This window comes from Roseomonas sp. AR75 (genome assembly GCF_005222815.1).
Lineage (GTDB): Bacteria > Pseudomonadota > Alphaproteobacteria > Acetobacterales > Acetobacteraceae > Falsiroseomonas.
Map to the genome: position 1 here is coordinate 571,175 of NZ_STGB01000004.1, position 25,957 is coordinate 597,131.

26 protein-coding genes are annotated in these 25,957 nt (G+C 69.9%); 23 read left to right on the top strand and 3 right to left on the bottom strand.

What is annotated here, in order from left to right; all coding sequences use genetic code 11:
• Window positions 1-13 precede the first annotated feature (13 nt).
• The 12 genes from E4T13_RS16810 to terL all read left to right on the top strand — a co-directional run bounded on the left by E4T13_RS16810 (window position 14) and on the right by terL (window position 11,665).
• Complete coding sequence (locus E4T13_RS16810) at window positions 14-448, top strand: hypothetical protein (protein WP_137179443.1); 435 nt, start codon at window positions 14-16, stop codon at window positions 446-448.
• Entirely contained in the window at window positions 445-894 is a 450-nt protein-coding gene (locus E4T13_RS16815) for a hypothetical protein (protein ID WP_137179444.1), read from the top strand. The genes E4T13_RS16810 and E4T13_RS16815 overlap by 4 nt, the downstream gene beginning before the upstream one ends.
• A gap of 154 nt (window positions 895-1,048) precedes the next feature.
• Window positions 1,049-1,297 carry a hypothetical protein gene (locus tag E4T13_RS16820; protein WP_137179445.1) on the top strand — a complete coding sequence of 83 codons (249 nt, stop codon included), beginning with the start codon at window positions 1,049-1,051 and terminating at the stop codon, window positions 1,295-1,297.
• Window positions 1,294-2,727 (top strand): portal protein, encoded by a 1,434-nt coding sequence (locus tag E4T13_RS16825; RefSeq protein WP_306768498.1) that lies wholly within the window; start codon window positions 1,294-1,296, stop codon window positions 2,725-2,727. Before E4T13_RS16820 ends, E4T13_RS16825 begins: the two co-directional genes overlap by 4 nt.
• 7 nt (window positions 2,728-2,734) lie before the next feature.
• Window positions 2,735-3,469 carry a capsid assembly protein gene (locus tag E4T13_RS16830; protein ID WP_137179446.1) on the top strand — a complete coding sequence of 245 codons (735 nt, stop codon included), beginning with the start codon at window positions 2,735-2,737 and terminating at the stop codon, window positions 3,467-3,469.
• Window positions 3,470-3,741: 272 nt separating this feature from the next.
• Window positions 3,742-4,575 (top strand): phage capsid protein, encoded by an 834-nt coding sequence (locus E4T13_RS16835; protein ID WP_137179447.1) that lies wholly within the window; start codon window positions 3,742-3,744, stop codon window positions 4,573-4,575.
• A gap of 104 nt (window positions 4,576-4,679) precedes the next feature.
• Window positions 4,680-5,249 (top strand): hypothetical protein, encoded by a 570-nt coding sequence (locus tag E4T13_RS16840; RefSeq protein ID WP_137179448.1) that lies wholly within the window; start codon window positions 4,680-4,682, stop codon window positions 5,247-5,249.
• Between the two features lie 5 nt (window positions 5,250-5,254).
• A complete protein-coding gene (locus E4T13_RS16845) occupies window positions 5,255-7,135 on the top strand; it encodes a hypothetical protein (protein ID WP_137179449.1) in 1,881 nt (626 codons plus the stop codon).
• Entirely contained in the window at window positions 7,135-7,578 is a 444-nt protein-coding gene (locus tag E4T13_RS16850) for a hypothetical protein (RefSeq protein WP_137179450.1), read from the top strand. Before E4T13_RS16845 ends, E4T13_RS16850 begins: the two co-directional genes overlap by 1 nt.
• 75 nt (window positions 7,579-7,653) lie before the next feature.
• Window positions 7,654-9,933, top strand: coding sequence for a phage tail fiber protein (locus E4T13_RS16855; protein WP_137179451.1), 2,280 nt, complete (start codon window positions 7,654-7,656; stop codon window positions 9,931-9,933).
• Window positions 9,930-10,220 (top strand): hypothetical protein, encoded by a 291-nt coding sequence (locus tag E4T13_RS16860; protein WP_137179452.1) that lies wholly within the window; start codon window positions 9,930-9,932, stop codon window positions 10,218-10,220. The genes E4T13_RS16855 and E4T13_RS16860 overlap by 4 nt, the downstream gene beginning before the upstream one ends.
• Window positions 10,217-11,665 (top strand): phage terminase large subunit, encoded by a 1,449-nt coding sequence (gene terL, locus E4T13_RS16865; RefSeq protein ID WP_240791166.1) that lies wholly within the window; start codon window positions 10,217-10,219, stop codon window positions 11,663-11,665. Before E4T13_RS16860 ends, terL begins: the two co-directional genes overlap by 4 nt.
• Here terL and E4T13_RS16870 read toward each other — a convergent pair whose 3' ends face one another.
• Entirely contained in the window at window positions 11,666-11,890 is a 225-nt protein-coding gene (locus tag E4T13_RS16870) for a hypothetical protein (protein WP_137179453.1), read from the bottom strand.
• 88 nt (window positions 11,891-11,978) lie between these two features.
• Between E4T13_RS16870 and E4T13_RS16875 the strand changes: the two genes are divergently transcribed.
• The 4 genes from E4T13_RS16875 to E4T13_RS16890 all read left to right on the top strand — a co-directional run bounded on the left by E4T13_RS16875 (window position 11,979) and on the right by E4T13_RS16890 (window position 14,388).
• Window positions 11,979-12,353 carry a hypothetical protein gene (locus E4T13_RS16875; protein ID WP_137179454.1) on the top strand — a complete coding sequence of 125 codons (375 nt, stop codon included), beginning with the start codon at window positions 11,979-11,981 and terminating at the stop codon, window positions 12,351-12,353.
• The gene (locus E4T13_RS16880; protein ID WP_137179455.1) at window positions 12,350-12,793 is read left to right on the top strand and encodes a cell wall hydrolase; all 444 of its coding nucleotides are present in this window, start codon (window positions 12,350-12,352) and stop codon (window positions 12,791-12,793) included. The genes E4T13_RS16875 and E4T13_RS16880 overlap by 4 nt, the downstream gene beginning before the upstream one ends.
• Window positions 12,794-13,106: 313 nt before the next feature.
• On the top strand, window positions 13,107-14,027 hold the full coding sequence (locus E4T13_RS16885; RefSeq protein WP_137179456.1) for an SDH family Clp fold serine proteinase: 921 nt from the start codon (window positions 13,107-13,109) through the stop codon (window positions 14,025-14,027).
• 1 nt (window position 14,028) lies between these two features.
• Window positions 14,029-14,388, top strand: a complete 360-nt coding sequence (locus tag E4T13_RS16890; protein ID WP_240791167.1) for a DUF952 domain-containing protein — start codon at window positions 14,029-14,031, stop codon at window positions 14,386-14,388.
• Between the two features lie 8 nt (window positions 14,389-14,396).
• On the opposite strand, the gene E4T13_RS16895 is transcribed toward E4T13_RS16890, so the two are convergent.
• Together E4T13_RS16895 and E4T13_RS16900 are read right to left on the bottom strand one after the other, a co-directional pair.
• On the bottom strand, window positions 14,397-14,687 hold the full coding sequence (locus E4T13_RS16895) for a DUF1330 domain-containing protein (protein WP_137179457.1): 291 nt from the start codon (window positions 14,685-14,687) through the stop codon (window positions 14,397-14,399).
• Complete coding sequence (locus tag E4T13_RS16900) at window positions 14,684-15,574, bottom strand: DMT family transporter (RefSeq protein WP_240791168.1); 891 nt, start codon at window positions 15,572-15,574, stop codon at window positions 14,684-14,686. The genes E4T13_RS16895 and E4T13_RS16900 overlap by 4 nt, the downstream gene beginning before the upstream one ends.
• Before the next feature lie 98 nt (window positions 15,575-15,672).
• Between E4T13_RS16900 and E4T13_RS16905 the strand changes: the two genes are divergently transcribed.
• From E4T13_RS16905 to E4T13_RS16935, 7 genes are all read left to right on the top strand, one after another.
• Entirely contained in the window at window positions 15,673-16,737 is a 1,065-nt protein-coding gene (locus tag E4T13_RS16905; RefSeq protein WP_137179458.1) for a quinone-dependent dihydroorotate dehydrogenase, read from the top strand.
• Window positions 16,734-17,588 (top strand): TIGR01459 family HAD-type hydrolase, encoded by an 855-nt coding sequence (locus E4T13_RS16910; protein WP_137179459.1) that lies wholly within the window; start codon window positions 16,734-16,736, stop codon window positions 17,586-17,588. The genes E4T13_RS16905 and E4T13_RS16910 overlap by 4 nt, the downstream gene beginning before the upstream one ends.
• Before the next feature lie 524 nt (window positions 17,589-18,112).
• Window positions 18,113-18,697, top strand: a complete 585-nt coding sequence (locus tag E4T13_RS16915; RefSeq protein ID WP_137179460.1) for a PEP-CTERM sorting domain-containing protein — start codon at window positions 18,113-18,115, stop codon at window positions 18,695-18,697.
• A 134-nt stretch (window positions 18,698-18,831) separates the two neighbouring features.
• Complete coding sequence (locus E4T13_RS16920; RefSeq protein WP_137179461.1) at window positions 18,832-23,781, top strand: SdrD B-like domain-containing protein; 4,950 nt, start codon at window positions 18,832-18,834, stop codon at window positions 23,779-23,781.
• Between the two features lie 157 nt (window positions 23,782-23,938).
• Window positions 23,939-24,316, top strand: a complete 378-nt coding sequence (locus tag E4T13_RS16925) for a hypothetical protein (RefSeq protein ID WP_137179462.1) — start codon at window positions 23,939-23,941, stop codon at window positions 24,314-24,316.
• Window positions 24,317-24,460: 144 nt separating this feature from the next.
• Complete coding sequence (locus E4T13_RS16930) at window positions 24,461-25,456, top strand: TRAP transporter substrate-binding protein (RefSeq protein ID WP_170985035.1); 996 nt, start codon at window positions 24,461-24,463, stop codon at window positions 25,454-25,456.
• Window positions 25,453-25,956, top strand: coding sequence for a TRAP transporter small permease (locus E4T13_RS16935; protein ID WP_137179464.1), 504 nt, complete (start codon window positions 25,453-25,455; stop codon window positions 25,954-25,956). The genes E4T13_RS16930 and E4T13_RS16935 overlap by 4 nt, the downstream gene beginning before the upstream one ends.
• Window position 25,957: the final 1 nt, after the last annotated feature.

Sequence of the window (25,957 nt, forward strand, 5' to 3'; positions counted from 1 at the left end):
GGAAGGACGCCCCATGCCCATCGCCCCCGGCCGAGCCCCCGTTCTCGCCTCGCTCGCCAAGGCCGAACCCTTCGCCAGCGCCGAGGAGGCCTGGTTCTGGACCATGGCCGCGCTGATCGCCCGCCGCGACGGCGCGCGGCTTTCCGCGGCGCGCGGGAGCGTCGTGCGGCCCTGCGAGCCTGACGACGTCGTGAAGTGCCTGGACCGGCTGTATCGACAGCGCCGGATCGAGCTGCACCACGCGCGCATCCTGCGGATCTGGGGCGAGCGCGGCACGGCGCCGAATCCGCGCTTCCCCAGCGAGCGCGGCGATGTGCGGCTGTGGCGGGAGGCGATGGAGCGGCTGGACTTCCCGCTGCGCCAGAAGGGGATCGTTGCGGGGCCGCCGCGCGGCATGGCGCCGCCGGAGGGCGCGGAGGTGATCCCCTTCCCGATGGCGCGCGCATGACTCGGCTGGCGCATCGGCGCATGGCGGAAAGCGGTCCTGGACAGACGGTCTGGATCGCTTTTGGCGGTGAGGCCGACCAGCCCTGGCTGCGCCTGCTGCGCCGCGGCTTCCGCCATTGCTTTGCGGCGGTCGCCGACGAGACGGGTTGGACGGTGCTCGAGCCATTGTCGGGCCGGCTGCTGGTGGCACGGCTGCCGGTGCCGGCGGCCTTCGACCTGCCCGGCTTCTATCGCCGCGCCGGCCTGGCGGTGCTCGGTCCCTTCGAGCCCGGGGCGCCGCGCGGCGGCTGGCGGCCGGGGCTGGCGCCGCTCACCTGCGTCACGCTGTGCCGCGCGCTGCTGGGCAGCGACGCACCGCGCGCGATGACGCCCTATGGCCTGTTCCGTGCACTGGGGGGTCGCCCGGCGAGGAACCGTCTGTGGAATAGGAAAAAAATCTTGACATAGGATGGCCCTTGGCGCTATCCAGGCCAGGCCACGGGGCGAATTGCGTCCTCTGGCGACTTCCTCCCGTCTCCCGCCTCGGCCCGTCCGGTTTCGCCGGACGGGCCTTCCTTTTGGTGGGAGGCGGTTCCGTTCCTCCAGACCGAAGGATCCGCGCATGGGTGGCCTGTTCCGCGCGCCGAAGCCGGTGGTGATCGACTCGCCGCCCCCCGAGGTGCAGGCGGAGAGCGTCGCGCAATCCAACGCGCAGACCGCCGCCGCCGCCGAGACCGCCGAGCGCGCCGCGCGGCAGCGCGCTGTGGAACGCGCCCGGCGTGGCATCGCCGGCACCATCGCCACCAGCCCGCGCGGCGTGCTGGCGCCGTTGCCGGCCGCGCTGCAGCGCAAGACGCTGCTCGGGGAATGAGCGCGATGGGACCGGAGGAGATCCTGGCGCGCCATGCCCGCGCCGCTGCTCGCCGCCGCCCGCTGGAGGCGACCTGGCAGGATTGCTACGACCACGCCCTGCCCGCGCCGGGCGCCGCGCCGCTTTTCGACGCGACGGCCGCCGATGCCGCGGAACAGCTTGCCGCTTCGCTGCTGGCGGAGCTTGCGCCGCCGTGGTCGCGCTGGTTCGACCTGGCGCCGGTTCGCGAGAACCAGGATCCCGCCATCGCGCGCAGCCTCTCCGCCGTGGCGGAGACGCTGCAGGCGCACCTCGATCGCTCCAATTTCGCGCTGGAGCTGCACCAGTCCTTCCTCGACCTCGTCGTGGCCGGCACGGGCGTGATCAGCATCGAGGAAGCACCGCCCGGAGAAGCCTCCGCGCTGCGGTTCCGTGCGGTGCCGCTGCGCGAGGCGGTGCTGGAGGAAGGCGCGGGCGGGCGGCTCGACACCGTGTTCCGCAGCCTGCGCCTGACCGAGGACGAGATCCGCGCGCGCTGGCCCGATGCCGAGCTGCCGCGCCGGCGCCGGGATGCGTCCGAGGAGCCGCCGAAGCTGCGCGTGGTGGAGGCCGCCTGGGCCGATCCGCGCGTCGGCCATCGCTTCGCGGTCGTGCTCGACCAGGAGGAGGGCGCGCCGCGGCTGCTTGCGGAGGGGCGATTCGCGGAGGATCCCTTCGTCGCCTTCCGCTGGCTGAAGCTGCCCGGCGAGACCTATGGCCGCGGCCCGGTAGCGAAGGCGCTGCCGGATATCCGCACGGCCAACAAGGTGGTCGAGCTGATCCTGAAGAACGCCTCCATCGCCGCGACGGGGATGTGGCAGGCCGAGGATGACGGTGTGCTGAACCCGTCGACGATCCGCCTGGTGCCGGGCGCGATCATCCCGAAGGCGGCGGGCTCCGCGGGCCTCACGCCGCTGGCGGCGCCGGGCAATTTCGACGTGTCGCAGATCGTGCTGCAGGATCTACGCACGCGCATCCGCGGCGCGCTGCTGGCCGACCGCATCATCGCCGCCGAGAAGGCGCCGATGACCGCGACCGAGGTGCTGGAACGCGCCTCCGCCGCGGCGCGGCTGCTGGGCGCCACCTATGGGCGGCTGCAGGCGGAGCTGCTGACGCCGCTGATCGCGCGTTGCCTGGCCGTGCTGCGCCGGCGTGGCGAGGTGCCGCCGGTGCTGCTCGATGGGCGCGAGACGCGGCTGGTCTACGCCTCGCCGCTGGCGCGCGTGCAGGCGCGGGCCGATGCGGCGGACACGCTGCTGTTCCTGGAAGCGGCGGCGAAGATCGGCGGGGAGGCGACCGCCAGCCTCGATGCCGGCGCAGCGACACGCTGGCTGGCCCGCACGCTTGGCGCGCCGCCGGAAATCCTCCGGCCGATACCCGCTGTCGCCGCAACAACCAACCCTCAGGAGTGATCATGGCATGACCGAGGATCTTTTGGACGTGGTCGCGGGCGATCAGAACCTGCCAGCGCAAGCGACGGAAATTCCGGAAAAATTTCGGGACCCGGTAACCGGGGCGTTGCGCGTGGAGGTGTTGCTGAAATCCTACCTCGAGCTGGAGCGCGCGATGTCGCGCCGCATGGCAGCGCCTGCCGAGGACGCGCCGCAGGACGAGCGCCTGCGCTGGCGTCGCGCCATCGGCGTGCCGGAGACGCCGCAGGACTACGCGATCACGCCATCGCACGATCTCTGCGGCCCCGACGAGGAGGTGAACCGCCGCCTGCACGAGGCCGGCTTCACCTGCCGCCAGGCGCAGCTCGTCTATGATCTGGCCGCCGAGCGCCTGCTGCCGCTGATCGCCGAAGCGGCCGCGGAGTTCGAGGCCGGCAAGCAGCGCGACAAGCTCAACGCCGAGTTCGGCGGCGAGGATCGCTACCGCCGGCTGGCGCCGCAGATCGCCGCCTGGGGCCGCGCCAACCTGACCGAGCCGGTCTTCGCCGCTCTGGCGACGACGGCCGAGGGCGTGCTGGCGATGTATCGCATGATGGGCGCGAAGGAACCGCCGCTGTCGCGCGACGCCGCAGCGGAGGCCGCGCCGGACGAGGCCGAACTGCGGAAGATGATGCGCGACCCCCGCTACTGGCGCACCCGCGAGCCCGACTTCGTCAAGCGCGTGACCGAAGGCTTCCGCCGCCTGGTCGGCGAGAAGGCCTGACGCCCTCGGCGCCTCCCGCTCCTCCCGCGGTCGAGGCGCCGTTCCCGCCGCGCGCGCTTCCCCTACGCGCGCGGCGGTCGCGGGGCGGATGACGCCGGCGCCTGCGCGCCGCCATCCGCCCCGCACGACTTCACCCCCGAACACGCCGCCGAACACGCCCGCAGACACACCCGCACCCCGGGCCTGCGGGTCGCGCGACGCGTCGCCTGCCCATCCGGCCAACAGGCGCCGCGCGCATCCCCCAACCCCATCGAGAAGGCAGAACGCGCGCCATGAGCACGCAGATCGACGCCGTCTTCACCAAGCAGTTCCAGGCCGAGGTGCACGAGGCCTACCAGCGCCAGGGCTCCAAGCTGCGCAAGACGGTGCGCAGCAAGACCGGGATCGGCGGCACCTCCACCTTCTTCCCCAAGGTCGGCAAGGGCACCGCGGCCGCCAAGACGCGGCACGGCGCCGTGCCCGTGATGAACCTGGAGCACGCCCAGGTGGAGTGCATCCTGCAGGACTATTATGCCGGCGACTGGGTGGACCGGCTGGACGAGCTGAAGACCAACCTCGACGAGCGCGAGGTGATCGCCAATGCCGGAGCCTATGCGCTGGGTCGCAAGACCGACGAGCTGATCATCGCCGCCTTCGACACCGGCACGCAGGAAGCGGTCGGCACCGCCTCCGGCACCACGGACACGGATGGGCTGACCAAGGCGAAGGTGCTGCTCGCCTTCGAGATGATGGGCGCGTCCGACGTGCCGGATGACGGCAACCGCTACGCCGTGGTCGGCTGGAAGCAGTGGTCCGAGCTGCTCGAGATCGAGGAGTTCGCCTCCGCCGACTATGTCGGCAGCGAGGAGCTGCCCTGGCGCGGAACCCAGGCGAAGCGCTGGCTCGGCGCGATGTGGATGCCGCATTCCGGCCTGACCAAGGTCGGCGCGCTGCGCTACTGCTATTTCTATCACCGCACCGCGGTGGGCCATGCCGCGGCGGCCGAGGTTCAGACGGACGTCACCTGGCATGGCGACCGCGCCGCGCATTTCGTGGCGAACATGATGAGCCAGGGCGCGGTGCTGGTGGACGACACCGGCGTCATCCGCATGCGCGCTTTCGAGTAGCGCGGCGTCTCCCTCCCCCACCTCGTTCTCCCTCCCCCGCCTTGCGGGGGGAGGGTCGGGGTGGGGGCATGCGCCGACCCACCCTCCAGCGGAATCGAGAAAAGATGTCCCTCACCGCCCTCGCGCTCTGCTCGCGCGCGTTGCTGCGCCTGGGCGCGCAGCCGATCGCCTCGCTCACCGAGGGCACCGCGGAAGCGGAGGTCGCGGCGAATCTCTATCCGGGCATCCGCGACGCGCTGATCTCCGCGCATCCCTGGTCCTTCGCCACCGGGCAGGCCGCGCTGCCGCGCCTGACCGCCGTGCCGGTCGCGGATTACGCGTATGCGTTCCAGCTCCCCGCCGGCTTCCTGCGCGTGCTGTCCGCCGGGCAGGCCGGGCGCGGCCGCGGCATTCCGTACCGGATCAACGAAGGCAAGCTGCATGCGGATGCGGAGGCGGTGACGCTGACCTACATCTTCCGCCCCGACGAGAGCGCCTTCCCGCCCTTCTTCGCCACCGCGCTGGTCGCGCGTCTGGCGGCCGAGTTCTGCCTGCCGCTGACCGAGAGCGCATCGCGCTCCGAGGTGCTGTTCCGCCTGGCCGAGCAGGAGCTGCGGCAGGCGCGGCTGGTGGACAGCCAGCAGGACACGCCGCGCGCGATCGAGGGCTTCCCCCTCGTCGACATCCGGGGCTGATTGCCATGCCCGCCGCAACCCGTCGCACCAAGGCCAGCTTCGCCGCCGGCGAGCTGGCGCCCGAACTCTATGGCCGCGGCGACCTGCGCGCCTTCGAGAACGGCGCGCGCCGCCTGCGCAACGTGGTGATCCAGCCGACCGGCGGCGTCGCCCGCCGCCCGGGCCTGCGCCATGTCGCGATGCTGCCCGGCCCCGCGCGCCTGATCCCCTTCGAGTTCAACACCGAGCAGACCTACCTGGTCGTGCTCAGCGCCGGGCTGCTGCAGCTGTTCCGCGACGACGTGCCGGTTGCCGCGCTGCCCGCGCCATGGACGGCGGAGATGCTGCCGCAGATCGCGTTCACGCAGAATGCCGACACGCTGCTGCTGTTCCATCCCGACATGTTTCCCAAGCGGATCACGCGCACCAGCGACGTGGACTGGACGATCGCCGACTTCGACTTCGTCCGCCCGCCCTTCCACCTGTTCACGCCGGGCATCGCGATCCAGGCCAGCGGCACCAGCGGCGCCGTCACCCTGACCGCGGCCGGCGACGTGTTCCGCTGGCAGCATGTGGGCGCGCGCTTCAAAATCGGCGGCCGCCGCGTGATGATCACTGCGGTTGCCGGCGTCAGCCAGGCCGCCGCGCTGGTGGAGGATACGCTGGCGGACACCAACCCGACGCTCGACTACACCGAGGCGGCGTTCAGCGATGCGCGCGGGTGGCCGGTTTGCGGCTGCTTTCACCAGGCGCGGCTGGTGCTGGGCGGCTCGCGCGAACTGCCGAACCGGCTTTGGCTGTCGCGCACCGGCGATCTCGGCGACTTCGATCCGGGCACCGGGCTGGACGACGAGGGCATCGACTTCGCGCTGCTGTCGGATCAGGTGAACGCCATCCGCGGCGTCTTCTCCGGCCGCCACCTGCAGGTGTTCACTTCCGGCGCCGAATGGATGGTCACCGGCGATCCGCTGACGCCGGCCTCGATCCAGCTCAGCCGGCAGACGCGCATCGGCAGCCCGGTGGATCGCATGGTCCCGCCGGTGGACGTGGACGGCTCGACGGTGTTCGTCGCGCGCAGCGGGCGTGCGGTGCATGAATTCGCCTATACCGACGTGGCCGACGCGTATCAGGCGAACGACCTGGCGCTGGTGGCGCGCCACCTGGTGCAGACGCCCCGATCGATGGCCTATGACCAGACGGAACGGCTGCTGCACATGGTGATGGCCGACGGCAGCATCGCGACGCTGACTCTCTATCGCGCCGAGCAGGTGATCGCCTGGACGCGGCAGGAGACGCAGGGCGCCTTCCGCGCCGTTGGCGAGACCGACGGGCGTGTCTTCGCAGTTGTCGAGCGCGACGGCACGCATCGCCTGGAGCGCTTCGATGCGACGCTCGCCCTGGATGCCGCGCTGTCCGGGACGGCCGCGCTGCCGCAGGACAGCTGGTCGGGCCTCGACCACCTGGAAGCGCGCGAGGTCGGCGTGCTGGCCGATGGTGCGCCGCGCGGCATGGCTGTGGTGGCGAATGGCCGGATCACGCTGGATCCTCCGGCCGGCAGCGTCGCGGCGGGGCTGACCTTCGCGCATGTGATCGAGCCGCTGCCGCCGCAGCTTGCCATCGGCGCGGGTGCCGGTGCTGCGCCGCTGCGGCTGGTCTCCGCCACCTTCCGCGTGCTGGCGACGCCGGCGCTGTCGGTGGATCTTGGCCGCGGCTTGCAGCCGGTGCCGTTCCGCCGCCTTGACACCGCGCTGCTGGATGCCGCGCCCGCGCCCTTCACCGGCGATGTGACGCTGCGCGCGCTGGGATGGCGCCGCGATGCGCTGGCGCCGCTGTGGCGCGTGGAAGGCGACACGCCGCTGCCGCTCACGCTGCTGTCGGTCACCACGGACACAAGGATGAATGATTGATGGCGCAGATCGCCCCCATCGCGACGACGCTGCTGGGTGCCGGCGCGTCGCTCTATGCGACCACGCGGCAGGCGCAGGTGCAGTCCGCGCAGTCGCGCCAGCAGGCCGCGGCCGCACAGGCGCAGACCGAGGCGCGCAACCAGCAGGCCGCCGCGCAGCAGGCCGCCGAGCAGCGCGCGCGCGATGCGCGCCTGGCCGGCACCGTCGCGGCAACCCGCGCGCGGCTGGCGGCCGGCGGCGTGCAGCCCGATGAAGGCTCCGCCGCCGCGCTGACCGCCGGCTTCCAGCGCGACGCCGCGGCCGCGCAGGCGGATTCCGATGCGCTCTTCGCCGCGCGGCTGTCCGCCGGGCGGCGCAGCCTGCTGAACGATGACGGGTCCCTGACGCCCTGGCTGCGCGCCGGCGCGACCTTCGGGAACACGCTGCGCAATCTTCTGGACTGACGCGCTGCCCCATTCGGCCGCGGCACTTCGTGGTGCGGCAGGGGCGCCTGCACTCAACCCCTTACGGAGGCCCTCATGGCCGAGCACATCCGCATCGGCGACGTCGCGCCGCGCGTGCAGTATGTCGGCGACGGCGCCCGCACCGACTTCGATTTCCCCTTCCCGATCTTCGATTCCGACGATCTGGAGATCCGCGTCGGCGCGGTGGTGCTCACCGGCGGCTACAGCGTGGCCGGCGCCGGGCAGAGCGAGGGCGGCACCGCCGCGCTGGTGGAGCCGCCCGCGCCTGGCGAGAGCGTCACGCTGCGCCGCCGCGTGCGCGTGGAGCGCAACACGGATTTCCAGGACAACGGCCTGCTGCGCGCCCGCACCCTGAACGACGAGCTGGACCGGCTGATCGCGGTGCTGCAGGAGCAGCGCGACGAGATCGGTTCCGCCATCCGCCAGGACCCGTCCGAGATCGGCGGGCAGCTCACGCTGCCGCTCCGCCCTTCGCGCGCGAACCGTCTGCTGGGCTTCGATTCCAACGGCAACGCCGTCGTCTTCCCGCGCGATTCCGGCCTGCTGACCGCGCCCTATCCCGGCGCCATCCCACGCACCGCCGAGGACAAGCTGGGCGAGCGTCTTTCGGCGCGCGACTTCGGCGCGACCGGCAACGGCGTGACGGATGACGGGCCCGCGCTGCAGGCAGCGATGAACGCCGCCGCGGCGGCCGGCAAGACGCTGCTGATCGGGGAGGGAAGCCACCGCACCACCCAGCCGCTGACCCTGCCGGGCGCGGCCGCAGGGCTGATCATGCGCGGTGCCATCGTCTATGCCGGCCCCGCCGACCAGGCGGCGCTGACCATCGGCGATGGCGGCATTGCGCGCAACGCGAACAAGATCCTGACGGGCCTGACGGTGCTGCGCGCCAGCGTCGGCGCCTGGGCCGACGAGAGCGAGATCGGGATCGTGCTGCGCAACCTCGACGCCAGCGTGGTGGAGATCCGCGAGGTGAACGGCTTCACCATCGGCGTGCGCACGGTGGGCGACGGCCGCGGTTTCGAGGACACGACGCTGTATCTCGGCCGCATCGTCAACAACGGCATCGGGCTCGACATCCACACGCTGACGGCGGGCGCCTGGAACACTTCGGTGCGCTACTATGGCGGGCACTTCGCCATCGGCAGCACGGTCAACACCACCAAGGACCGCTTCGGCATCCGGCTTTCCGCGGCGCCCGGCGCCTATGTCGCGCACAACCGCCACCTGTTCGACGGGCCGAACTTCGAGCTCCAGGCCGAAGACAAGCCGATCTCCGGCATCCCGTTCCTGTGCCAGGTGAACAGCCGCGCCATCGTCGCGCGCGCGATGCGCATGGAAGGCTGCTCGCCCTTCGTCGCGCGGCACACCGCCGGCGCGCAGGACCACCTGTACGAGGTCGCCTGGGCCAGCCAGGGCTACCGGGTGGAGATCGAGCATGCCGCCGGCGCCACGCGCCTCGGCGGTGCGGTGCGCGTGCTGCACCAGGCCGCGCCGCATGTGGAGGCGCGGCGCGAACTGGCGGCGCTGCCCTGCCTGCGCGCCGCGGCGATCCGCTGGAACGCGACGGAGACGGGCTTCGAGACGCTGGCCGTGCTCTCCTCGAATGTCGCGGGCTCGCCTTCCGTCCTGGGTGATTTCGTCTTCCCCGGCCTCGACAATATCGGGCTGACCAACCGGGGCGCGGTGCTGGGCGGCGGGCGTGCGCTGGGCTTCGTGGTGGATGCGCGGCAGTGCAAGGATTTCGCGCTTGCGCTGGATGCCGATACGCCCCGGCTGATGGTGATGACCTTCGATGCCAACATGAACCTGCTGACCGACGCTGCGGGGCAGGCGGTGCTCGCCTCCGGGCAGTCGGTGGTCTGGAACCCGGCGGCGCGCTGGTGGCAAGGCGCGGCGGATATGGAGGATTCCACGCTGACCCGCCTGCAGGCGGTGAAGCTCTCCGCCGCGGTGGGCTACGCCGTGATCGGCGTGGCGCGTATCGGCACCGACTACGAGGTGCGTGCGATGCGCCTCGCCTGCGATCCACGCCACGCGCCGGCCGTTCTCTACGGCCTGCCGGACCTGAAGCATGGCGCGCGCGAATTGGTGGCCGAAGCGGCGTGGGATCCCATCTCGCTCGCCGCGGGCGGCACCGCGCAGACCAACGTGACCGTGCCTGGCGCACGGGCCGGCGACTTCGCGCAGGCAGCCTACAGCGTCTCGACCATCCTGCCCTTCATCGCCCAGGTCAGCGCGCAGGACACGGTGACGGTCGCGGTGTGGAACCGCACGGGCGGCACGGTGGACCTCAATCCCGGCACGGTGCGGGTGCGCGTGGTGAAGGCATGAAGCGCCCGCGCAAGGCTGCCAACCCGACCGCGGCGATCACGAAGGACCTGTTCGACGCCGCGCGCGGCAAGCTGGAAGCCGACTATGTCGCTTTCGTCCAGGACACCGCGACCGAGGACCCGAAGCGCTTCATCGCCCGCAACGCCGCCGCGCGCGACGCGCTGGAGCATCTGGTGCAGCTCGCCGGCCATGCCGGCGCGCTGGAGCCGGAAGGGCCGGGCGATCACACGCTGCAGCAGCTCATCGAGGCGGCGCGGCGCGGCGTCGCGGACGAGAACAAAACGTGATCAATTATCCCGACACCGATCGCCCCGCCGACCTGCTGGAATTCGCCTGGATCTGGAACACCCGCGCCCGCCTGCGCACGCCCACGCTGCATCGCCGCGTGCTGCGCTGGCTTGAGGATGCACTGGCGGCGGGCGACCGCCGGCTGCTGCTGATGGCCTTCCGCGGCGCGGGCAAGTCCACCCTGGTCGGGCTGTTCTGCGCCTGGCAGCTCTATCGGAACCCGGAGCTGCGCATCCTGGTGCTGGCCGCCGACCATGCGCTGGCCACGCGCATGGTCTCCACCGTGCGGCGCATCCTGGCGCGCCATCCGCTGTGTGGCGCGCTGCTGCCGGAGGCGGGCGAGGGCGGCTGGGCGGCGGACCGCTTCACGGTGGCGCGCGACGCGGTGCTGCGCGATGCCTCCATGATGGCGGCGGGCATCGGCGGCAACATCACCGGCGCGCGCGCCGAGCTGATCGTCTGCGACGATGTCGAGGTCGCCGGCAATTGCGACACGCCGGCCAAGCGCGAGGAGCTGCGCGAGCGCCTGACCGAGACGGAGTTCGTGCTGGTGCCTGGCGGCAGCATGCTGTTCGTCGGCACGCCGCATTGCGCCGAGAGCCTCTATGCCGAGGGCGAGGAGGGCTTCCTTGCCGGCTGCCGCCGCCTGGTGCTGCCGCTGCTGGATGGGGAAGGCCGCAGCGCCTGGCCGGAACGCTTCCCCGAGGAAGCGGTGGCGAAGCTGCGTGACCGTGTCGGGCCGTTGGCCTTCCGCCGCCAGATGCTGCTGCAGCCGGTGGCGGAGGAGGCGGCGCGGCTCGATCCCGGCCTGATCGCGCGCTACGCGGCCGAGCCGGAATACCGGGAAGCGAATGGCCGTGGCGTGCTGACGCTGATGGGCACGCGGCTGGTCTCCGGCGGCGGCTGGTGGGACCCGGCCTTCGGGCGCCCCGACAAGGGCGATTCCAGCGTGGTCGCCGTGACCTATGCCGATGCGCAGGGCCGCACCTATCTGCACCGCATCGCCTATGTCACGCAGGATTCCGGCGCGCGCGACGATCCGGCGACGCAGCAATGCCGCGCCGTCGCGCGCATCGCGCAAGACCTGCTGCTGCCGGTGATGCGCGTGGAGACCAACGGCATCGGCGGCTTCCTGCCCGGCCTGCTTCGCCAGGAATTCTCCCGCGTTGGCATTTCCTGCTCCGTCGTCGAGATGGCCAGCCGCGTGCCGAAGGTGCAGCGCATCCTGGGCGCGCTGGATCCCGTGCTGGCCGCGCGCCGGCTCTCCGCGCATGAGAGCGTGTTCCGCACGCGCTTCCCGCAGGAGATGGCGGCATGGCGGCCGGATGCCACGCATGCGCGCGACGATGCGCTGGATGCGCTGGCCGGCTGCCTGCTGGCCGAGCCGGTGCGCCTGCCGCTGCTGCCGCCGCGCGGAAGCGGGCCGAACTGGCGTGGTCTTTGATTACGCCGCGCTGCGCCGCTTCAGGATCTCGGTGCCGTGGCGCTCCGTGCCGGCATCGGTGATCTCGAAGCGGCCGTCGCTGCGCAGCCGCGCCAGACCCAGGCCCTGCAGCCGTTCCAGGCAGGGCCCGTCCTTCAGCCCGTCGGGCCGGCCGATCGCCCCCACCAGCGTCAGCCGGTGCAGCGCCGATCGGCAGCAGGTCTCGAGATAGGGCTCGTTCCACATGGTCCCGGTGTCGCCTGACGGTCCCGCAAGGGTGGGCTCGCCGCGCCGCCGCTTCAAGCCACACGCCCCAGCGCAAGGAGTGACACGCATGATTCCCGACCTGCCGCCCCCGCTGGTGGCGGCGCTGGCGGATACGCCGCTGGTGCTGGCCCTGCTGTGGATCGTCATGCTGCTGCGGCGCGACCTGGCGGCGCGCAACGAGCTGCCGCCGATCGTCCACGCACCGCCGCCACGGGAGGAGCGCGACGACCTGGCCGCCTTCAAGCTGGAGGTCGCGCGCACCTATGTGCCGCTCACGCTGATCCGTGACCTGGACCACCGCCTGACGCAGCAGCTTGGCCGGCTGGAGGCGAAGCTCGACGAGGTCAGCCGCGCCGCGACCGCCGCGGCCGCCGTCTCCGGCCAGGCGCTGCCGTCGCGCAGCATCGGCTTCGGCCTGCGCGCGAAGGAGCATGAGGCATGAGCGCGCTGGCCGCGGCGGCGCCGCGCCTTGCCGGGCCCGCCGAGGTGCTGGCGCTCACCCTGTGGGGCGAGGCGGCGCACCGCCCCGTCCGCGCCATGGAAGCAGTGGCGAGCGTGGTGATGACCCGCGTGCGCCTGGCCGCCGCGCCCGGCGGCCCGGCGCATCTCGGGCGCGGCGTGGCCGGCGTGTGCCGCGCGCCCTTCCAGTTCGCCTGCTGGCATCCCGGCCATCCGCGCCACCGCGCGCTGGCCGAGTTGCGGGAGGATGCGGCGCTCGGCGCCTGCAGCCGGATCGCCGCGCGGGCGATCGCCGGCGCGCTGCCCGACCCGACCGCGGGCGCGACGCATTACCACGAGGAATGCGTGCTGCCCCGCTGGGCGCTGGGCGCCACGCCGAGCGCGGCGCTGGGCGGGCTTGTGTTCTACCGCCTGATCGGGTGAGCGCCAGAAGGCAGGCTCCTTGGGAAATCGATCACTGTTCGGCAACTTCCGTCGCTGAAGATGCTTGACAAAAGAGGAATCGGTTGGATTGCAGGGATGTTCCGAGTCTGCCACTTTACCACCGTCGTTCGGAGGGAGGACCACGCAGTGAGCCGGGCTGAGCAACTCGCTCTCTTGCAGAGCCAGTTCAACATTGCACTGCAGCCTGTTCCAGGATATTTTGAAATGCCAACGGCGTGGCGGCAGGTTGAGTCTTTCACCGTTCATAATACTCCGCCCAGTGCCCATCAGATGCAGGAAGCGAAGACGTTCGATGCCGAACTGGAGCGACGTGCTGGACGAGGTAAATAGGAGCGCACAGAGACATCAACGTGATCTAGCCGGCGTTTTTGACACCGTCAGACGCCGGTATCTCAAGAAATATTTTAAGAAAACCGGGCGGAACACAATTGCCTATTATTCCGGATGGCTCACTAGATCATCCATTGCCGGCCTGGAAATTAGAGACGAAGATAAGAATGCTTTTATGATGGCGGTCCATAACATGGACCGTTCGAAGGGGTTGGACCTGATATTGCACACCCCGGGCGGTAGTATTTCTGCTGCTGAAAGTATCGTGACTTATCTGAAATCAATGTTTGGCGACGATATTCGGGCGGTCGTCCCGCAGATTGCCATGTCTGCGGGTACAATGCTCGCGTGCGCTTGCAAAGAGATAGTAATGGGCAAGCATTCAAATTTGGGTCCCGTCGATCCGCAGTTAAATGGCCTTCCAGCGCACGGTGTGATCACAGAGTTTGATACAGCTCGGCGTGAAATTGCCCAAGACCCGAGCAAATTACAAGTCTGGCAGTTCATATTGAGCAAATATACGCCCAGTTTCCTGAATCAGTGTCAACAAGCCATCATGTTGTCTGAGCAATTTGTGGCGCGAGAGCTGCGAGCCAACATGTTCCGCGAAGATCCTAGAGCCGCGGAAAAAGTGCAGAGAATCGTAGCTGCGCTCACTAATTATGCCAGCAATCTTACCCATGACAAGCACATACACGTTGACGAATGCAAGGGCATGGGACTCAAGGTCAAAGATATAGAAGACGACCAAGAGTATCAGGATCTCCTACTAACGATACATCATTGCTACATGCACACCCTGGGTAACACAAGGGCCTTCAAAATTGTGGAGAATCAGCTGGGGGTCGCTTTCATTAAGGTCGTTGGAGAGCAGAGCCCATAACGTGCCCGAGACAGCAATTTACACCCTGGTGCGCGGCGCCGACTGGCGGGATGCGGAACGCGCCGGCGCCTATGCCGGCAGCGCCGACGATGCGCGCGACGGTTTTCTTCACTTCTCCACCGCCGCGCAGGTGCGGGAGAGCGCGGCGAAGCATCGGCGCAGCGAGCCGGATCTCTGGCTGATCGAGGCCGACGCCGCGCGGCTGGGCGACGCGCTGAAATGGGAACCGGCGAGCGGCGGCAAGCGGCCCGGCCTGTTCCCGCATCTCTACGGCGCTCTGCCGCTATCCGCCGTGCTCAGCGCGACGCGCCTGACGCTGCGCGCGGATGGCACGCACGAATTCCCAGACGGCGTGCCCTGAAGGAACCGCTAGGCGGGCCCGTCGACGATCACGAAATTGCCGGTCGCGCTGTTCAGCCGCAGTGGGATCACGGCCTGGTAGGCATCCGATGCGTACCAGCCCTCCGCTGCCGTGCGGGAGGGAAATTCGATGATGACGAGACGCGGATGCGGCCATTCGCCCTCGACCACGGTCAGGGCGCCGCCGCGGACCACGAACGTCCCGCCGAAGGGCTCCAGCGTCGCCATCACCGCCTTGCGGTAGGTGTCGAACCCCGCCTGGTCGTGCACGGTCTCCGTCACCACGGCATAGGCCTTCATGGCAGGTCCTCCTCGCGTTGCGCCACGCGGCGGGAGCCACCGGCGGCGGCATGCTCGCTCATCACGCAGGCGAAGACCACCACCACCGCGCCCAGAAGCATCGGCCAGCCCGGCAGGTGGCCCCAGAGCGCGAGGTCGAAGGCCACGCTCCAGACCAGTCCGGAATAGCCATAGGGCGCGAGGCGGGACGCCGAGGCGTGGCGGAACGCCTCCGCGAGCGCCGCTGTCGCCGCGCCGACGATCAGCCCGTTCGCGACCATCAGCGCCAGCGCCAGCGCGTCCGGCGTGCGCCACACGGCGATCCCGGGCGCAAGCATCACCACGAGGCCCAGCAGCGCCGGCCACAGCACCACGCGCGCCAGCCCCGATTCCTGCCGCAGCCGGCGGTTCAGCACGAAGACCAGCGAGTAGCAGAGCGTGCCGCAGATCGCCCAGAGATAGCCAATCGGCGCGCCGCCCGCGGCCGCGGCCAGCCCCGGCGCCAGCCCGATCGCCACGCCCCCGAAGCCCAGCACGACCCAGCCCCAGGCCGCCGCACGCGGCGCCTCGCCCAGGAACAGCGCGGCCAGCCCCAGCACGAAGAAGGGCGAGGTGAAGAACACCAGGTAGCCCTCGACCAGCGGCAGTTCGCTGAAGGCCAGGAAGAAGAAGGTGGCGCTGCCGAGCATGGCGCAGGCGCGCAACAGGTGGATGCGGGGCATGTGCGTGTGCAGCGGGCCGCCCCAGCCCGGCCACAGCGCCCGGATGCCCAGGATCACGACCAGCATGGTCGCGAATCGCACCAGCAGCACCTGCCAGACCGCGTGATTGTCCGAGAGCAGCTTGCTGATCGCGTCCAGCAGCCCGAACAGGCCGATCCCCAGCAACATGAAGGCCGGCCCGCGCACCATTCCCTCCCGCGATGCAGGGCTGAGTGGGGCCGCGCCGCGGCGCGGTCAATGCGGCTTCCCTTCGCGTGCGGCGCAGGGCACAAGCGCCGCCGGCCATGACCCCGAAACTCGCCTCCATCCTCATGCCGCTGATGCGCGGCATGGACCCCGAGCGCGCGCATGACATCGCGCTGCGCGCCCTGCGCTTCGGGCTCGCTGGGCGCGACACCTCGCCGGACGACCCGATCCTGGCGACGCACGCCCTCGGCCTTGATGTCCGCAACCCGATCGGGCTGGCCGCGGGCTTCGACAAATCCGCCGTCGCGGTCGCGCCGCTGATGCGGCTCGGCTTCGGGTTCGTGGAGGCAGGCTCCGTCACCCCGAAGCCGCAGATCGGCAATCCGAAGCCGCGGCTGTTCCGGCTGGCGGAAGACCGCGCGGTGATCAACCGCATGGGCATGAACAATGCGGGCCTCGCCGCCTTCCGCGCGCGGCTGGCCGCCTTGCCGCGGCCTGCGCCGGCGGTGCTCGGCGTGAACATCGCCATCAACAAGGAAGGCGCCGCGCCGCTGCGCGACTATCCCGCGCTCTACGAGGCGGTGGCGCCGCTGGCCGGCTACGTCGCGGTGAACGTCTCCTCCCCCAACACGCCGGGCCTGCGCGACCTGCAGGGCGAGCAGCAGCTTTCCGAGATTCTCGCCGCCCTGGCGGAGACGCGCGCGCGGCTGAAGGGCGCGCAACCGCCGATCCTGGTGAAGATCGCGCCCGACCTTGCGCCCGGCGCGGTGGAGCCGATCGTCGCGGCCGTCGTGCAGCACGGCATGCAGGGGCTTATCGTCTCCAACACCACCATCACGCGGCCCGGCCTGCGGAGCGCGCATCGCAACCAGGCCGGCGGCCTGTCCGGCCCGCCGCTGCGCGCGCTCTCCACCGCGATGCTGCGGCGCGTGGCGGAACTGGCGAAGGGGCAGGGCCTGACGCTGATCGGCTGCGGCGGCGTCGGCTCCGGCGCCGACGCGTTGCAGAAGCTGCGCGCGGGCGCATCCCTGGTGCAGCTCTACGCCGCCTTCGCCTATGAAGGGCCGGCGCTGATCCCGCGCATCAAGCGGGAACTGGCGGCGCTGCTGCGGCGCGAGGGGGTGCGCAGCGTTTCGGATATCGTGGGGGCGGACATCGCATGAAGCTGCTGGACGGCATCGCCCCGCTGGCGGAGCGCTATGATGGCTTCATCCTGGACATCTGGGGCGTGGTGCATGACGGCCGCCGGCCCTATCCGGGTGTCGCGGAGGCCTTTGCCGAACTGAAGCGCCGCGGCAAGCGCATCGCGCTGCTGTCCAACGCGCCGCGGCGCTCCCACGTTGTGGATGCGCTGCTGACCGGCATGGGCCTCGACCGCGAGTTGTGGGACGCAACCATCACCAGCGGGGAGCTCGCCTGGCGCGCGCTGAACGATCGCGCGGCGCTGGGCTATGGCGACCGCGCCCTGCATATCGGGCCGGAGCGCGACCTCTCGACGGTGGAGGGGCTGGACATCGCGCTGACCGGCGATCCCGCCGAGGCGGATTGGGTGCTGAACACCGGGCCCGACCCCGAGCGCGGCAACGGCGCGGTCGAGCCGTATCGCCCGATGCTGGAGGCCTGCGCGGCGCGGCGGCTGCCGATGCTCTGCGTCAATCCGGACCGCTTCGTGATGGTGGGGGAGCACCGCGTGATCTGCGCCGGCGCGCTCGCCGACCTGTATGTTGCGCTGGGCGGACCGAAGGCGAAGGAGATCGGAAAGCCCGATCCGGCCGTCTATGCGCCCGTGCTGGAGGCGCTCGGCACTGCGGATCGGTCGCGGGTGGTCGCGATCGGTGACAGTCCGCACACGGACCTCGCCGGCGCGCAGGCGGCGGGGCTGGACGCGGTCTGGGCGCTGACCGGCCTGGCGGCCCATGCGCATGGCGAACGTCCGGACCCGGAGAGGCTCGCGGCGGTGGCGTTGGAAGAGGGTGTTGCGCCCATCGCGGGGCTCTCCGGCCTGCGTTGGTAATGGTTGCGCGGCTGATCCCGACAAATCCTCACATTGTGATGGGATGGCTCTGACATCATCGTCAGCGCGGCTGTAAAGAATCCCGACGCTGCGGCCGCCATGCTGAATGTAACGTTCCGTATGCGGTGCGGATTGGCGTGTCCGGCGGCCGTCTGCTCGCACTGCGCGTAGTGCCGTCCCAGATCCGCAAGCGCCAGTGGAGCCGTGACCGTAGCCCTGTAACCGACCAGGCTGCATCTGTCTCATTCATTCAAAGGTTGCCTCTTTTGCCGAGGCATTTTGCGTAAATGCAAGATTGATGACCTTTGATGTGCAAAGTTTGAGGCATGATGGCGAACCAGCGTCGGAATATTTTACAGGCGGTACTCGGGCTGGTGACCTTGGGCTGACATTTCCTCAGAAAACAAGACGTTCCCCTACTGGCACGACCTTTGCTGACCATCGTGTTGCTAGCGCCGTGGTGGGGCCTGGCGTCGGAGGGCGCTTGCCCCTCGGCACCACGATGTTTCTTGCGAGAGGTGCAAATGCGTAATCTTCTGAAGCGGCTTGCGGGCGGGGCGGCCGCATTGCTGATCGGGTTGGCCCTGATCCAGCCTGCCTCCGCCGCCCTGGTGGCGACGTCGAATTCGGGCGACCTCCAGTTCACCATCCTCGAGGCCCTGATGGATGGCGTCCCCGACGCCGATGTCGGCGTGGTCGCGGTCGGGCCGAACGGCTTCCGCCTGGTCCGCGTGGGGGGCGGTCCGCTGGTGGATACCGGCAACGACCTGCTGCTGTTCGCCCAGGTCGAGGCGCTGACCGGCACCATCAGCCAGTGGAACGGCATCCTGGAAGGCACGCAGGGCGGCACGATGGGCGAAGACGTGTTCGACAGCAGCCTGAGCGGTCTCGGCAGCTTCGTCGTGACGGCGAGCAACCCGGCCGGCTCGGTCTCCTTCGATCCGCAGACCCTGATCTATGTCGGCAAGGACATCAACGGCACGCAGGGCCTGATCACCTCGGTGTTCCAGGGCGTGCCCGTGCCCGAGCCGGCCAGCCTGCTGCTGCTCGCCAGCGGCGTCGTCGGCATCGCCGGCCTGCGCCGGCGTCGCCAGGCAGTCGCAGCCTGACGCACTCGGCCCCCGCTCGCCGTGAATGGCGGGCGGGGCGCCGCGCGCGCTCCTGATCGCGGCGGAGCCACCGGCTCCCGCGCCTCCAATCCGGCCCACACGGCATACGAAATCAGACCCCAGGGATCTGGCAGATGAGCATCACCTTCAGCCGTACCTTCAGCAACGTCACGGATAGCGGCCTGCTGTTCAGCAACATCCAGGCCCTGGAAGTCCGGACAACCGCGACGGACTCGATGCTCGACGAGCCGGGCCTGCTGCCCAATCCCTTCGTGGGTCCCTTCGCGGGGCTCAACTGGGCCGGTTTCGTCGCCGGCGTGAACGACAAGAACCAGAGCCTCAAGGTCACCTTCGACTACGACATCACCGCGACGAATGCCGCGCAGGCCATCACTTCGATCGCGTCCAACACGATCCTGCCGGACAGCGCCATTCCCGTCGGTGTCCGCTATATTGTCGTGCAGGAGATCTTCGACGCGGACGGCAACCTGATCGGCCGCAGCGAGCTCGACCGCTCCGCCGTCGACAACGACACGCAGGATCCGCCGCTCGAGGCGGGCGACTTCCAGCTGACCCGCGCCTACAACTCGGTGCATGTGCGCCTGACGGTCGAGGTCATCAGCGACGACACCGCGCCGGACGGCGCCACGGCGTCCTTCAGCCGCCTCTCGCAGGTGTACAACCCAGGCCTGCCCGCCGGCCTCGGCGACTATGTCTGGGAGGACGTGAACCAGGACGGCCTGCAGGATGGCACAGACCTGCCGATTGCGGGCGTGACGGTCCAGCTTCTCGACACCAACGGCAACCAGATCGACGAGACCACGACGAACGGCGTGGGCTACTACGAATTCACCAACCTGGTCGCCGGCGACTACTCCGTGCGCTTCGTCACGCCGGCCGGTTACGCGCCGACGCTGTCGAACCAGGGCGGCAACGACGCGGCGGACAGCGATGCCGTCGGCGGCGTGACGCAGGAGATCACCCTCACCGCCGGCCAGTTCAACGGCACGCTGGACGCGGGCTTCTTCAAGCCCGTCGTCATCGGCAACGCCGGCCTGGGCGACTATGTCTGGGAGGACAAGAACCGCGACGGCATCCAGGGCGATGACGAGCAGGCGATCGCCGGCGTCACGGTGCAGCTGCTCGACACGGACGGCAACCAGATCGACGAGACGACCACCGACGGCACCGGCTACTACCAGTTCATCGGCCTCGTTCCCGGCGACTACTCGGTGCGGTTCCTGACGCCGTCGGGCTACACGCCGACGCTGTCGAACCAGGGCGGCGACGACGCCGAGGACAGCGACGCGGTGGGCGGGATCACGCAGGAGGTCACGCTGACCTCGGGCGAGTTCAACGGCACGCTGGATGCGGGGTTCTTCCGCCCGGCCGGGCTCGGCGACTATGTCTGGGAAGACAAGGACCGCGACGGCATCCAGGACGATGACGAGCAGGCGATCGCCGGCGTCACGGTGCAGCTGCTGGATGGCGACGGCAACCAGGTCGGCGAGACCACGACGAACGGCGTGGGCTACTACGAGTTCGTGGGGCTGAACCCCGGCGACTACTCGGTGCGGTTCCTGACGCCGTCGGGCTACACGCCGACGCTGTCGAACCAGGGCGGCGACGACGCCGAGGACAGCGACGCGGTGGGCGGGATCACGCAGGAGGTCACGCTGACCTCGGGCGAGTTCAACGGCACGCTGGATGCGGGCTTCTTCCGTCCGGCGGGTCTCGGCGACTATGTCTGGGAAGACAAGGACCGCGACGGCATCCAGGACGATGACGAGCAGGCGATTGCCGGCGTCACGGTGCAGCTGCTGGATGGCGACGGGAACCAGGTCGGCGAGACCACGACGAACGGCGTGGGCTACTACGAGTTCGTGGGGCTGAACCCCGGCGACTACTCGGTGCGGTTCCTGACGCCGTCGGGCTACACGCCGACGCTGTCGAACCAGGGCGGCGACGACGCCGAGGACAGCGACGCGGTGGGTGGCGTGACGCAGGAGGTCACGCTGACCTCGGGCGAGTTCAACGGCACGCTGGATGCGGGGTTCTACAAGCCGAACCGCTCGCTCGACCTGGAGAAGACCACGGACGGCTCCAGCAACAGCAACACGACCGACTCCGACTACGACAACGAGGACGCTGCCGACGGTGCGGGCGTGCCGATCCTCGCCGCAGGCTCGGACGTGACCTGGACCTACCGTGTGGAGAACACCGGCGAGGATGCCTTCCAGGCCTCCGAGATCACGCTGGTGGACGACAACGGCACGCCGGGCGATGCGGCGGACGACATGTCCATCGCCAACGGCGAGATCATCCGCATCGCCGATGAGGTGGGCGACAACGACGACCTGCTGGAGGCCGGCGAGGTGTGGCTCTACCAGGCCACGGGGACCGTGCAGAATCTCGGCAGCGTCGGTGCCCCCGTGACCATCGTGATGGAGGGCAACAGCGCGCTTTCCGGCACGGCCGGCAACGAGCGCAGCTTCGGCGCCGGCGGCGTGGACGTGAAGGCCACGGCCTTCAGCCGCGACAGCGGCGGCGCCTGGTCCAAGGCCTTCCTCGGCGCCTTCGGCGGCGGGCTCGGCGTGACCGATGGCAGCGAAGGCAATGGCAGTGGCAACTCGCACACGGTGGACAACACCGGCCGCGACAACTACGTCCTGTTCCGCTTCGACCAGAGCGTCGTCGTGGACCAGGCCTATCTGGGCTACGTGGTCAACGACAGCGACCTGCGGCTGTGGATCGGCACGGTCGACGGCGCCTTCGACAGCTCCATCATGCTGTCCGACGCCTTCCTTGCCGGCCTCGGCTTCACCGAGGTGAACGAGACCACCTCGAGCAGCGCGCGCTGGGCCGACTTCAATGCCGGCAACCTCGCGGGCAATGTCCTCGTGATCGCCGCCAACACCGGCGAGCCGACCACCGAGGACAATTTCAAGATCGAGAAGCTGAAGGTCGCCCCCGGCAATACCGGGATCTACGAGAACATCGCCACCGTTTCCGCGCCGGATACGCCGAGCGATTCCGACGCCAGCCACTACAAGAACGGCCCGCCGCCGGCGCCGCCGAAGCCCGGGCTGGATCTGGAGAAGACCACGGACGGGTCGACCAACAGCAACACGACCGACTCCAACTACGACAACGAGGACAGCGCCGGCGGCATCGGCGTCCCGAAGCTGGTCGCCGGGTCCGACGTGACCTGGACCTACCGGCTCGAGAACACCGGCGAGACCACCTTCACCGCCGCCGAGATCGTGCTGGTGGACGACAACGGTACGGCCAGCACCTCCGACGACATGTCGATCGCCAACGGCAAGATCGTGCGCATCGCCGACGAACTGGGCGACAACGACGACCTGCTCGAGGCCGGCGAGGTGTGGCTCTACCAGGCGACGGGCGTGGTGAAGAACCTGACGACGCCGGGCAGCAGCACGACCTTCGACTTCTCCGGCAACACCGCGACGGACGGTTCGGACGGAAATGTCCGCACCTACAGCTCCGGCGGAATCAATGTGAAGGCGAGCGCCTTCAGTGAGGTGAGCGGCGGCTGGGCCACGGCCTATCTCGGTGCCTATGGCGGCGGCCTCGGCGTGACTGATCGCGGCGAGGGCAGCGGCAGCGGCAACGCGCACACGGTCGACAATGTCGGCCGCGAGAACTTCGTGGTGTTCCGCTTCGATCAGAGTGTTGTTGTCGACAAGGCCTTCCTCGGCTACGTGGTCTGCGACAGCGACATCTCCGTCTGGATCGGCAACGTCGACAACGCCTACAGCGGGTCCTTCTCGCTGAACTCCTCGGTGCTGAACGGCCTCACCCACTATGAGGTGAACAACACCGACTCCTCCTATGAGCGCTGGGCGGACTTCAACGCGGGCAATGTCGCCGGCAACATCCTGGTGATCGCCGCCTCGCTGGCCGACACCACGCCGGACGACTACTTCAAGATCGAGAAGCTGGCGGTGGCCAAGCTCGGCACCGTCGGCGTCTACGAGAACGAGGCGACCGTCTCGGCGCAGGGCGTCACCGACAGTGACCTCAGCCACTACACGAACGGTGCGCCGACGGCTCCGCCGAAGGCCAGCATCGACCTCGAGAAGTCCACGAACGGCCCGAGCAACACCAACACCACCGCGCCGGGCTGGGACAACGAGGACGCAGCGAACGGCTCCGGCGTGCCGGTGCTCACCCCGGGCTCCAGCGTGACCTGGAGCTACAAGCTCTACAACGACGGCGGCACGAAGATCGCCGCCTCCGACATCGTGCTGGTGGATGACAACGGCACCACCAGCACCTCCGACGACATGTCCATTGCCAACGGCAAGATCACGCTGAAGGAGAAGCAGGGCGGCAACCAGGACAACGTCCTGGATCCCGGCGAGACCTGGCTCTACGAGGCGAAGGGCACGGTGAAGGACCTGGCGACCTGGGGCAGCGCCACCACCTTCGACTTCTCCGGCAACAGCGCGACCGACGGGTCGGACGGCAACACGCGCCTCTACACGATGGGCGACATCTCGGTGAAGGCGAACGCCTTCAGCGAGGTGAACGGCGGCTACGCCACCGCCTGGCTAGGCGCCTATGGCGGCGGTCTCGGCGTGACCGACCGCGGCGAGGGCAGCGGCAGCGGCGACGCGCACACCGTGGACAACATGGGGCGCGAGAACTTCGTGATGTTCCGCTTCAACCAGGATGTCGTGCTGGACAAGGCCTATCTCGGCTACGTGGTCTGCGACAGCGACATCTCCGTCTGGATCGGGCACATCGACAACGCGTTCACGACCTCGATCTCGCTCAACGCGTCCACGCTGAGCAGCCTCGGCTTCTACGAGGTGAACGACACCACCTCGAGCAGCGCGCGCTGGGCGGATGTGAATGCGGGCAACCTGGCGGGCAACGTGATCGTCATCGCCGCATCGCTGGCGGACACCACGCCGGACGATCGCTTCAAGATCGAGAAGCTGGCCGTCTACAAGACGCCGGAGATCGGAGTGTATGAGAACGAGGCGACCGTCTGGGTGCCGGGCGCGAGCGACTCCGACCTCAGCCACTACACCAACCCCGACATCTGGTCCTGATCTGATCGGCGCCGGGCCGGCTTCCGCCGGTCCGGCGCGCGAATACGGCCTCGGCGCCCGTCGGCATCCCGCCGGCGGGTGTCGTGCGTTCCGGGGCATGAGCAGGGAACCGCGTGCCGGGTGCAGTCCGGGCGTTCGGCTGGCCGAGGTCTGGCAGGTGAGCGAAGGCGGGCCGGCAAGGGCCGGTGCCTTCGTGCGCCTGCTGATCCTGACCGCGGCGCGCGAGATGGAAACCGCCGACATGGCGACCGGTGAGGTGCGGCTGCCCGCTGCGGTCTGGCGTATCCCGAGCGAGCGGACGAAGAACGGCAACGCGCTGGTGCTGCCGCTCTCCCCGCCGGCGCTGGCTGAGGTGCGCGCGGTGTGGCCGGCGCACGACGCCGAGGCTGGCAAAGACTGGCGCCTCCTCGGCAGCATCAAGGGCAGCCGGGTTCGGGGCTTCTCCAATCTGTCACACACGACTCCTACGCTGAAGCGCGCCCGCTCGCACTGCGCGGGGCTCGGCTCGGCCACCCGCCTCCGTTCCGTCGACTGACTGCCGTTCTCGCCTTGCGGAATGCGGGGGGCGAGGGCAGCCTTGCTACCAAGCCGTGGGGAAAACCCGGCGACTGGGGAGCAACGGCCGGCGTCGCAAGCTGCGGCCGCGCAGCCTCCCCGCTGGAACGCTCAGGGGAACGCCATGAAACTGATCGCCAGATTTCTCGCAGCAACCGCCCTGGCAGGCGCGCTCGCCGTGGGCGCGACGCCAGCCTTGGCGCAGACACGGATCGATCTCGCCGTCTTCCACACCGAGGGCGACGCCTTCGCCGCCGCCTCCAAGCACTGGGCGGAGCGGCTGGCGGCGCGCACCAACAACCGCGTGCAGATCCGCCCGCACTACGCCAGCTCCCTGGTGCGCATCACGGAGACGCTGAGCGCGGTGCGCGACGGCATCGTGCCGCTCGGCACCATCTCTGCCGGCGCCGTCTCCGGCCAGGTGCCGGCCATGGGCTTCGTCGAGACGCTGGGCGGCCTGCCCGGCGACGCCGCCGGCTTCAACGCCGTGGCGCAGGCGCTGCAGGAACCGACACGCGCCGCGTTCCAGCGCCAGGGTGTCGAGTATCTCTGGATGCAGCCGGCCTTCGGCGGACTCGTCATGTGCCGCGATGCGCATCTGCGCACGCCCGCCGACTGGCGCGGCAAGCGCGTGCGCACCGCCGGCCGCTGGCAGAGCCAGCAGCTGCAGGAGCTCGGCGCCGTGCCTGTGACGATCGACCCGGCCGAGCAGTACGTCGCGCTGCGCCAGGGCACGGTGGATTGCGTGCTGTCCAACAACACGCTCGCGCTCGGGCTGCGGCTGCACGAGGTGGCGCCGCGCATCACCCAGCTGCGCGTCGCCGCGGCCATGCTGGGCTACATTGCGGATCCGCGCATGATGGCGCGCCTCTCGGAAGCCGACCGACAGGCGGTGCGCGAGACCGGGCTGGAAGCGCAGGCCTTCGCGGTTCGCTACCTGACCGAGCAGCAGGAGGCCGCGGCGAACGCCATGCGCGCCGGCGGCGCCCAGATCCACGCGCTCACCGACGAGGAGCGCGCCGCCTTCCTCGCCGCGGTCCGGCCGGTCTATGCCCGCATTGCCGAGAACGCCGGCGAGGCGGGGCGCGCGGTGGAAGCGGTGCTGCGGCCCAACTGGTGAGCCTGCTCGACCGGGCGATGGAGGCGCTGAACCGCGCCTTCGTCGCCGCTGCGGCGCTGGCCGTTCTCGTGATGCTCTTCGCGGTGCTGCAGGACGTGGTGCGGCGGCTGCTGGGGATCTCGCCCTCGCTCTGGGGGCTCGACCTCGCCCGCTACATGCTGACCTGGGCCTTCTTCCTCGGCCTCGGACCCGCGCTGGCCAGCGGCCACCATGTCGCGGTGGACCTCTTCGAGCGCGCCTGGCCGGGGCCGCTGCGCCGGGCCATGCCGGTGGTCGCGGCAGTGATGACCCTGGCCTTCGCGGTCCTGCTGCTGTGGTTCGTCTGGCGCCTGACGGGGCGCACCTTCGCCTCCGACCCGCTGGCGCCGACCGTGGTGCCGGTGCGGCTGAAATGGATCCAGGCGGTGGGGCCCGTCGGCTGCGTCGTCTTCGCGCTGAACGCCGCCTGGCTGGCGCTGCGCTGCCTGCGTGGTGAGCGGCGGGCCGCGGGCGGTCACTGAG

Bases quoted from the DNA above. Each gene is read 5' to 3' on its own strand.
- E4T13_RS16855 (WP_137179451.1), top strand. From the start codon at position 7,654: ATGGCCGAGCACATCCGCATCGGCGACGTCGCGCCGCGCGTGCAGTAT.
- E4T13_RS16850 (WP_137179450.1), top strand. From the start codon at position 7,135: ATGGCGCAGATCGCCCCCATCGCGACGACGCTGCTGGGTGCCGGCGCG.
- E4T13_RS16815 (WP_137179444.1), top strand. From the start codon at position 445: ATGACTCGGCTGGCGCATCGGCGCATGGCGGAAAGCGGTCCTGGACAG.
- E4T13_RS16840 (WP_137179448.1), top strand. From the start codon at position 4,680: ATGTCCCTCACCGCCCTCGCGCTCTGCTCGCGCGCGTTGCTGCGCCTG.
- E4T13_RS16820 (WP_137179445.1), top strand. From the start codon at position 1,049: ATGGGTGGCCTGTTCCGCGCGCCGAAGCCGGTGGTGATCGACTCGCCG.
- E4T13_RS16875 (WP_137179454.1), top strand. From the start codon at position 11,979: ATGATTCCCGACCTGCCGCCCCCGCTGGTGGCGGCGCTGGCGGATACG.
- E4T13_RS16885 (WP_137179456.1), top strand. From the start codon at position 13,107: ATGCCGAACTGGAGCGACGTGCTGGACGAGGTAAATAGGAGCGCACAG.
- E4T13_RS16845 (WP_137179449.1), top strand. From the start codon at position 5,255: ATGCCCGCCGCAACCCGTCGCACCAAGGCCAGCTTCGCCGCCGGCGAG.
- E4T13_RS16870 (WP_137179453.1), bottom strand. From the start codon at position 11,890: ATGTGGAACGAGCCCTATCTCGAGACCTGCTGCCGATCGGCGCTGCAC.
- E4T13_RS16920 (WP_137179461.1), top strand. From the start codon at position 18,832: ATGAGCATCACCTTCAGCCGTACCTTCAGCAACGTCACGGATAGCGGC.
- E4T13_RS16830 (WP_137179446.1), top strand. From the start codon at position 2,735: ATGACCGAGGATCTTTTGGACGTGGTCGCGGGCGATCAGAACCTGCCA.
- E4T13_RS16860 (WP_137179452.1), top strand. From the start codon at position 9,930: ATGAAGCGCCCGCGCAAGGCTGCCAACCCGACCGCGGCGATCACGAAG.
- E4T13_RS16895 (WP_137179457.1), bottom strand. From the start codon at position 14,687: ATGAAGGCCTATGCCGTGGTGACGGAGACCGTGCACGACCAGGCGGGG.
- E4T13_RS16880 (WP_137179455.1), top strand. From the start codon at position 12,350: ATGAGCGCGCTGGCCGCGGCGGCGCCGCGCCTTGCCGGGCCCGCCGAG.
- E4T13_RS16810 (WP_137179443.1), top strand. From the start codon at position 14: ATGCCCATCGCCCCCGGCCGAGCCCCCGTTCTCGCCTCGCTCGCCAAG.
- E4T13_RS16905 (WP_137179458.1), top strand. From the start codon at position 15,673: ATGACCCCGAAACTCGCCTCCATCCTCATGCCGCTGATGCGCGGCATG.
- E4T13_RS16910 (WP_137179459.1), top strand. From the start codon at position 16,734: ATGAAGCTGCTGGACGGCATCGCCCCGCTGGCGGAGCGCTATGATGGC.
- E4T13_RS16930 (WP_170985035.1), top strand. From the start codon at position 24,461: ATGAAACTGATCGCCAGATTTCTCGCAGCAACCGCCCTGGCAGGCGCG.
- E4T13_RS16825 (WP_306768498.1), top strand. From the start codon at position 1,294: ATGAGCGCGATGGGACCGGAGGAGATCCTGGCGCGCCATGCCCGCGCC.
- E4T13_RS16915 (WP_137179460.1), top strand. From the start codon at position 18,113: ATGCGTAATCTTCTGAAGCGGCTTGCGGGCGGGGCGGCCGCATTGCTG.
- E4T13_RS16835 (WP_137179447.1), top strand. From the start codon at position 3,742: ATGAGCACGCAGATCGACGCCGTCTTCACCAAGCAGTTCCAGGCCGAG.